The organism is Micromonospora sp. NPDC000207, from assembly GCF_040300925.1.
In the GTDB taxonomy this organism is placed as follows: Bacteria; Actinomycetota; Actinomycetes; order Mycobacteriales; family Micromonosporaceae; genus Micromonospora.
Map to the genome: position 1 here is coordinate 50,683 of NZ_JBEPEQ010000026.1, position 7,433 is coordinate 58,115.

Annotated in this window: 6 protein-coding genes and 1 pseudogene; 4 read left to right on the forward strand and 3 right to left on the reverse strand. The window is 70.3% G+C overall.

Features of this window, described 5'->3' with window-relative positions:
- Positions 1 to 472: 472 nt before the first annotated feature.
- Positions 473 to 2,056 (reverse strand): citramalate synthase, encoded by a 1,584-nt coding sequence (cimA, locus tag ABT336_RS09315; RefSeq protein ID WP_350896026.1) that lies wholly within the window; start codon positions 2,054 to 2,056, stop codon positions 473 to 475.
- 346 nt (positions 2,057 to 2,402) lie between these two features.
- Between cimA and ABT336_RS09320 the strand changes: the two genes are divergently transcribed.
- The 3 genes from ABT336_RS09320 (at position 2,403) to ABT336_RS09330 (ending at position 4,269) form a co-directional block, all read left to right on the forward strand.
- Positions 2,403 to 2,963 carry a peroxiredoxin gene (locus ABT336_RS09320; protein ID WP_350896027.1) on the forward strand — a complete coding sequence of 187 codons (561 nt, stop codon included), beginning with the start codon at positions 2,403 to 2,405 and terminating at the stop codon, positions 2,961 to 2,963.
- A gap of 1 nt (position 2,964) precedes the next feature.
- A complete protein-coding gene (ahpD, locus tag ABT336_RS09325; RefSeq protein ID WP_350896028.1) occupies positions 2,965 to 3,495 on the forward strand; it encodes an alkylhydroperoxidase, AhpD family in 531 nt (176 codons plus the stop codon).
- 231 nt (positions 3,496 to 3,726) lie between these two features.
- The gene (locus ABT336_RS09330) at positions 3,727 to 4,269 is read left to right on the forward strand and encodes a PRC-barrel domain-containing protein (RefSeq protein ID WP_502891144.1); all 543 of its coding nucleotides are present in this window, start codon (positions 3,727 to 3,729) and stop codon (positions 4,267 to 4,269) included.
- A gap of 125 nt (positions 4,270 to 4,394) precedes the next feature.
- Here ABT336_RS09330 and ABT336_RS09335 read toward each other — a convergent pair whose 3' ends face one another.
- The gene (locus tag ABT336_RS09335; RefSeq protein WP_350896029.1) at positions 4,395 to 5,492 is read right to left on the reverse strand and encodes a branched-chain amino acid aminotransferase; all 1,098 of its coding nucleotides are present in this window, start codon (positions 5,490 to 5,492) and stop codon (positions 4,395 to 4,397) included.
- A gap of 264 nt (positions 5,493 to 5,756) precedes the next feature.
- Positions 5,757 to 6,788, reverse strand: a complete 1,032-nt coding sequence (locus ABT336_RS09340) for a 3-isopropylmalate dehydrogenase (RefSeq protein WP_350896034.1) — start codon at positions 6,786 to 6,788, stop codon at positions 5,757 to 5,759.
- A gap of 214 nt (positions 6,789 to 7,002) precedes the next feature.
- On the opposite strand from ABT336_RS09340, the pseudogene ABT336_RS09345 reads away from it, so the two are divergent.
- Positions 7,003 to 7,433, forward strand: a pseudogene (locus ABT336_RS09345) (FAD:protein FMN transferase); the annotation flags it as partial.

The following is a 7,433-nucleotide window of genomic DNA, read 5'->3' on the forward strand; positions in this document are numbered from 1 at the left end:
AAACTGCTGCGCGCAACAAACCGGAGGGAACTCGATCGCTCCGCTTCGGACGATGGTCGACCAGCTGCTCGGGGCCCCGCTTCAGCGAGCCCCTTCACCCACCCTGAGCAGGTAATACTGTCAAAAATTCCGACGTCGAAACCAAGTGGAAACTAGCATCGACAAATCACTTGAGTCAACATTTGATCATGGCATGTCACATCCTTGTCAGGCAATTAAATAATTGCGAAACGCGAAGCCTTCCAGGCTCACAAAAAATGCGGACGACAAATCGAAGGCAAACGCGACGGACCGACTATCGGGTCCGGGTACCCTCGCTCACCGCGCCGCCGTCGACTCCCCTGGGCGGGCGCTTCGGCACCGTCGCCTGTTGGCTCCTCGTCGCGCCGGCGGCGGCCCGGGGTGGACGGGGCGGGGCCGACCCCACCGCCCCCTCCTGGGTCGTCCCGGACCGGAGCCGGCAGCGGTGGCGCTACCCGGTCGTCCGGGCGAGGCCGAAGGTGAGGGCGTCGACCAGGGCGTGCCAGCTCGCCTCGACCACGTTCGGGTGCACACCGACTGTGGTCCAGTCCCCGCCCGCCCCGTCGGCGGTCTCCACCAGCACCCGGGTCACCGCACCGGTGCCGACGGTGCCCTCCAGGATCCGGACCTTGTAGTCGGCCAGCTCGAACTGGCGCAGCTGCGGGTAGTGCCGGGTCAGGCCGACCCGCAGCGCCTCGTCGAGGGCGTTGACCGGGCCGTTGCCCTCGGCGGTGGCGATCACCCGCTCACCGCCCACCCGGATCTTGACGGTGGCTTCGGAGACCACCGCTCCGTCCTCGCGGTGCTCGACGAGCACCCGGTACGACTCCAGGGCGAACGGACGGGGTGGGGCGGCGTCCGGCAGCTCCGAGCGGACCAGCAGCTCGAACGACGCGTCGGCGGCCTCGAACGACCAGCCACCCGCCTCCAGTTCCTTGACCCGCTTCGTCACCCGGGTCAGGGTCTCCGGATGGCCGGCCAGGTCCAGACCGAGTTCACGACTCTTGAGCTCGATGCTGGCCCGACCGGCCATCTCGGTGACCAGGATCCGCATGTCGTTGCCGACCACAGCCGGGTCGACGTGGTTGTAGAGCAGCGGATCCACCTTGATCGCGCTCGCGTGCAGCCCCGCCTTGTGGGCGAAGGCCGCGGCCCCGACATAGGCCTGGTGGGTGTCGGGGGCGATGTTGGCGATCTCACTGATGGCGTGCGAGACGCGCACCATCTGTTCCAGGCAGCCCTCCGGTAGGACGGGCAGCCCGAGCTTGAGTTGGAGATTGGCGACCAGGGCGAAGATGTCGGCGTTGCCGGGGCGCTCGCCGTACCCGTTGGCGGTGCCCTGGAAGTGCTCCACCCCGGCCTCGACGGCGGCGATGGTGTTGGCCACCGCGCAGGAGGTGTCGTTCTGGCAGTGGATGCCGAGCAGTTCGGGGGCGACCCCGGTACGCGTGGTGAGGTCGACGATGGCGGCCGTCACCTGGGAGGGAAGCATGCCCCCGTTGGTGTCGCAGAGGACGAACCGCTCGGCCCCGGCCGCCAGCGCGGTCTGCACCACCGAGGCGGTGTACTCCGGGTCGTACCGGTAGCCGTCGAAGAAGTGCTCACCGTCGACGAAGACCCGCCGCCCCCGGGCGACGAGGTGCGTCACGGTGTCCCGGACCATCGCCAGGTTCTCCTCGCCGGTGGTACGCAGCGCCCGCTCCACGTGCCGGATGTCGGCCTTGGCGACGAGTGCGACGGCGGGGGTCTCGGCGTCGAGCAGTCCCTGGACCTGGGGGTCGTCGGCGACCGCGACACCGGCCTTGCGGGTGGCACCGAAGGCGACCAGGACGGCGTGCTTGAGGTCGAGTTCGGTACGGGCCCGGCGGAAGAACTCGGTGTCCTTGGGGACCGCGCCCGGCCAGCCGCCCTCAATGAAACCGACGCCCAGTTCGTCGAGGAGGCGGGCCACCGCGAGCTTGTCGACGACCGAGTACGTGAGCCCTTCGCGCTGGGCACCGTCGCGCAACGTCGTGTCGTACACCTGGAACGTCATCGGGGGCCTTTCTGGGAGCTTCCGGGAGCAACAAAAAGACCCCCCGCGGATGCGGGAGGTCTGCGCGTCGGCGAAGGAAGGCCGGCGCGCTAGGTGGCGATAATCAGGACGGACCTGGTCACGTTCCGTACTCTGCCACCCGCGAGGCGGTTCCGGGGCGCGAAACCCACATGTCGGGACGGTGACGGTGGGTGGCGATACCTCATCCCTGCCCAGTGTCGGGCACGACAGGCCGCCGGTGATCGACTTCACAAGTAGCCCGGCCGCCACCAGCAGGAAACACCGTTACGGCAGTATCTGGAACCGATCCAGTTACCGGCCTCGCGCCGTAGTCAAGGAGGACCCCGTGCTCACTGTCGGTGACCAGTTCCCCGAGTACGAACTGACCGCCTGCGTCTCGCTCGACGCGGAGAAGGCGTTCGACACGATCAACCACAAGACCCACCAGGGTCAGTGGCGCGTGGTGTTCTTCTGGCCGAAGGACTTCACCTTCATCTGTCCCACCGAGATCGCCGAGTTCGGGCGGCTCAACGGCGACTTCGCCGACCGTGACGCCCAGGTCCTCGGGGTGTCGGTGGACAACGAGTTCGTCCACTACGCCTGGCGCAAGGACCACCCGGACCTGCGCGACCTGCCGTTCCCGATGCTCAGCGACATCAAGCGGGAGCTGACCGAGGCCTGCGGGATCCTCGGCTCGGACGGCGTGGCCCAGCGGGCGACCTTCATCGTCGACCCGGACAACGAGATCCAGTTCGCGATGGTCACCGCCGGCTCGGTCGGCCGGAACGTCTCCGAGGTGCTGCGGGTGCTCGACGCCCTCCAGACCGACGAGCTGTGCCCGTGCAACTGGAACAAGGGCGGCGACACCCTGGACGCCACCCAGCTGCTCGCCGGCGCCGGAGCCTGACATGGGGCTCGACGCGGTCAAGGCGGTCCTGCCGGAGTACGCCAAGGACATCCGGCTCAACCTCGGCTCCACCATCGGCACCTCCACCCTCAAGCCGGAGCAGGCCTGGGGCACCGCCCTGGCCTGTGCGGTGGCCGGGCGCAACGCGGTGCTGCTCAAGGAGGTCGCCGAGGAGGCGTCGAACCACCTGACCCCGGAGGCGGTCGAGGCGGCCAAGGGTGCCGCCACGATCATGGCGATGAACAACGTCTACTACCGGGCCAAGCACCTCATCGGTGACGAGCAGTACGCCTCGATCCCGGCCCGGCTGCGGATGCAGATCATCGCCCGGCCGGGGGTGGACAAGGGCGACTTCGAGCTGTGGTGCCTCGCCGTCTCGGCGATCACCGGCTGCGGGGTCTGCCTGGAGTCACACGAGAAGACCCTGCGTGCCTCCGGGTTCTCCCGGGAGCAGATCCACGAGGGACTGCGTATCGCCGCGGTGGTGCACGCCGCCGCCGTGGCGCTGGACGCTCAGGCCGCGCTCGCCTGAGTACGCACTCAGCCGACAGGTCGAGGGCCGACACTTTCCGAGAGAACTCCTCGGGGGTGCCGGCCCTCGCGCGTCTGCCGGATTCGGGGTGGAAAACACCCGGCAGATCGGGTGTGTAGCAGCGGACCGCGCGGGTAGGAGTTTCGGGGACAGCACATCTGCACCTCCCAGGCGGCCGACACGGCCGGGTCAGGAGCATCCCTCATGGAGCGCATCGACACGCACACGCCGATGGACACCCACACCCCCGAGGCCACCGGGCAGAGCTTCGGCGCCACGCCCACGCCGGGCCACGCGACGCCGAGCCACGGAACCGGGGCGGGGCTTCCTGCCGACGGGCAGGCCACCGCACCGATCGACCCGCAGGGCGCCGTCGCCGGTGGTGCCCCGGCCGGTGGCTTCGACCCGTGGCGCTACCGGGACGAGTCCGGCGTCACCGACGCGGACCTGACCGGCTACAAGGTCGAGGCGCTCGACGGCAGCATCGGCAAGATCGACAAGGCGAGCCACTCCGTGGACGACAGCTACCTCGTGGTGGACACCGGCCCGTGGATCTTCGGCAAGAAGGTCATGCTGCCCGCCGGGACCGTCGACCGGGTGGACCACGACGACCAGAAGGTCTACGTCGACCGGGACAAGGACCAGATCAAGGCGGCCCCGGAGTACGACGAGAGCAGCCACTCCGACCCGACGTACCGGGAGCAGCTCGGCGGCTACTACGGCGAGCGGCACTCCGCGACCCCGCCGAACAGCGCGGGCGGCGCGATCCTCTGACCGAACGGTGACGACGGCCGGTGAGACGTGGTCTCACCGGCCGTCGTCGTCTCGTTGCGTCGTCTCCGGACCGGCACCGACCGGAGTCGGTCCGGCCCCGCCCACGGGTGCCTGAGGACCCGGTGTCAGAGGAGCCGGTGGACCCAGCCGTGCGGGTCGGCGACCTTGCCCCGTTGGATGTCGACGAGCTGCTGACGCAGACCCATCGTCACCTCGCCGGGCTCACCGCCCCCGATGGTGAACTCCCCGTCGGGGAAGCGGACCTGCCCGATCGGGGTGACCACCGCCGCCGTACCGCAGGCGAAGACCTCACGGAGGCGACCACCGGCGGCGTCGGACTGCCAGTCGGCGAAGCTCACCGGCCGTTCCTCGACCCGGTGCCCGGCCTCGGCGGCCAGGGTGAGGATCGCGTCCCGGGTGATGCCCGGCAGGATCGTGCCGGTCAGCGGGGGCGTCACCACCGTGCCGTCGTCGTAGACGAAGAAGACGTTCATGCCGCCCAGCTCGTCGACGTACCGCTGCTCCACGGCGTCGAGGAAGACCACCTGGTCGCAGCCGGCCTCGATCGCCTCGGCCTGGGCCGCCAGCGAGGCGGCGTAGTTGCCGCCGCACTTGGCCGCTCCGGTGCCGCCCGGGGCGGCCCGGGTGTAGTTCGGCGACACCCAGACCGTCACCGGCTTGACCCCGCCGGAGAAGTACGCCCCGACCGGGGAGGCGATCACGCAGTAGAGGTACTCGTTCGCCGGACGGACACCGAGGAAGACCTCGCTGGCGAACATGAACGGCCGCAGGTAGAGGCTGCCGTCCTCCCCCTCGGGGATCCACTCCCTGTCGATCTCGACGAGCCGGTGCAGAGAGTCGAGGAACACCGGGGCGGGCAGCGACGGCATTGCCAGACGCTGGGCGGAGGTGTTCAGCCGGGCGGCGTTCGCCCCCGGGCGGAACAGCGTCACTCCGCCGTCGACGCTGCGGTACGCCTTCATCCCCTCGAAGACCTCCTGCGCGTAGTGCAGCACCGCGCTGGCCGGGTCCATCGGGATCGGTGCCCGCGCCTCGACGCGGGGGTCGTACCAGCCCTTGCCGTCGGCGTACCGGATGGTGACCATGTGGTCGGTGAAGACCCGACCGAATCCCGGGTCGGCCAGCAGGGTGGCCCGGTCCGCGGCGGATACCGGCGCGGGATTCGGACGGATCTCGAAGTCGAGCTTGTCACCACCGCTCATCGGACTGACCTCCCTGGGGTTCCGGCGTGCCGGTAGGACACGCCGACGGCATTGCTGAGAAACCTACCCCGAACGGTCGTTCAGCGAAAAGCGCAGTTCGGGGCAGACGACACCTGCGGTGCTGTCGACAATCGGTCGACGAGCCCCGCGCAGACGAGGGTACGGGGACCGGGGACAGCAGTCCGTCACGGGCCGGGGATCGGCGCACCGGCCGGGTCGCGGCGCAGGCCCCGGCGCACCGGCCGGGTCACGCCTCGACGCGGGTCAGGAGGTCGCGTAGCCGGCGAGCCGGTCGCCCACCTCGTCGGTGTTCAGCGGTACGCCCGCCCGCCGACCGGCCAGCTCCGTGGCGACCGCGTCGGTGACCCGCGCGGCAGCCTCCGGGTGTCCCAGCTGGTCGAGCAGGAGCGCGGCGGAGAGGACCGCCGCGACCGGGTCGGCCAGCCCCTTGCCGGCGATGTCCGGGGCCGAGCCGTGGACCGGCTCGAACATCGACGGGTAGGTGCCGTCGGGGTTGATGCAACCGCTGGCGGCGAGCCCGATCCCGCCGGTGACGGCGGCGGCGATGTCGGTGAGGATGTCACCGAAGAGGTTGTCGGTGACCACCACGTCGTACCGCTGGGGCTGGGTGACCAGGAACATCGCTGCGGCGTCCACGTGCTGGTACTCGGTGGTCACGTCCGGGTGCTCGGCGGCGACCGCCTCGAAGGCGCGCGACCACAGCGACCCGGCGTGGGTCAGGACGTTGGTCTTGTGCACCAGGGTGACCTTGCGCCGCTCCCGGCGGGAGGCCCGGGCGAACGCGTCCCGGATCACCCGCTCCACGCCGTGGCGGGTGTTCAGGCTCTCCTCGGTGGCCACCTCGGCCGGGGTGTCCCGGTGCAGGGAGCCACCGGCACCGGCGTAGAGGCCCTCGGTGCCCTCCCGGACAACGACGAGGTCCACCTCGCCGGGCTTGACGTTGGCCAGCGGGCCGGTGGTGCCCGGCCAGAGCCGCGACGGGCGAAGGTTGACGTACTGGTCGAAGGCGAACCGGAGCTTGAGCAGCAGGCCCCGCTCCAACACCCCCGGCGGGACCGTCGGGTCGCCGACAGCGCCGAGCAGGATGGCGTCGTGGTCGGCCAGCTCGGTCAGGACCGAGTCGGGCAGCACCTCACCGGTCCGGTGCCAGCGCGCCGCGCCCAGGTCGTACTCGGTGGCCTCGACCCCGGGAAGGACTGCGTCGATGACCTTACGGGCCTGCGCGACCACCTCGGGTCCGATCCCGTCTCCGGCCACCACCGCGATCCGTGCCACCATCGACTCCTCAACCTCGTCACCTGGGCGCAACGGTACGACGCCATCCCGCCTCCCGGTACACATCTTCCGGATCGTGGGAAAGTCGGATGCACAGACCCTTTACAGGCGGCATTCATGACCCGGTCAACTTCGCTGCCTACCGTGTGACCAGGGGCGCCGGACGGGTCCCCACGGCCACGACGACGCGGCGCCGCCGGTGAGGGAGCACGTGATGCGGATCGACCAGCCACCACCGACCCACCGGGTGGACCAGCCGGTCCGCCGCCCGGACCTTCGGCTCGGGCCGTCCAGGCCGGTCCCGGCAGGCTCGGGCGCCCCGGACACCGGGCGGCTCAGCGCCACCCACACCGTACGGACCAGCACCGCCGAGTACACCCTGATCCTCAACGCACCGTACGAGCTGGGTCGGCGGGCCGTCGGCGAGGCGCTCCGCGACGCGGTGGCCGAACTGCGGGCGGTCGACCTCACGTACGGACCGAACCAGCCCCACAGCCTCGTCTCCCGGCTGCGCCGGGAGGAGATCAACCCCGAGTCGTACCCTCCCCTGGCCGACCTGGTGGACCGGTGCGCCGCGATGCGGGCGGCCACCGACGGATGGTTCGACGCCTGGGCGGTGCCGGGCGGTTTCGACCCGGGCGGTCT

Coding starts and splice junctions, on each gene's coding strand:
- ABT336_RS09330 (WP_502891144.1), top strand. CDS start 3,727: ATGGACACCCACACCCCCGAGGCCACCGGGCAGAGCTTCGGCGCCACG.
- ahpD (WP_350896028.1), top strand. CDS start 2,965: ATGGGGCTCGACGCGGTCAAGGCGGTCCTGCCGGAGTACGCCAAGGAC.
- cimA (WP_350896026.1), bottom strand. CDS start 2,056: ATGACGTTCCAGGTGTACGACACGACGTTGCGCGACGGTGCCCAGCGC.
- ABT336_RS09335 (WP_350896029.1), bottom strand. CDS start 5,492: ATGAGCGGTGGTGACAAGCTCGACTTCGAGATCCGTCCGAATCCCGCG.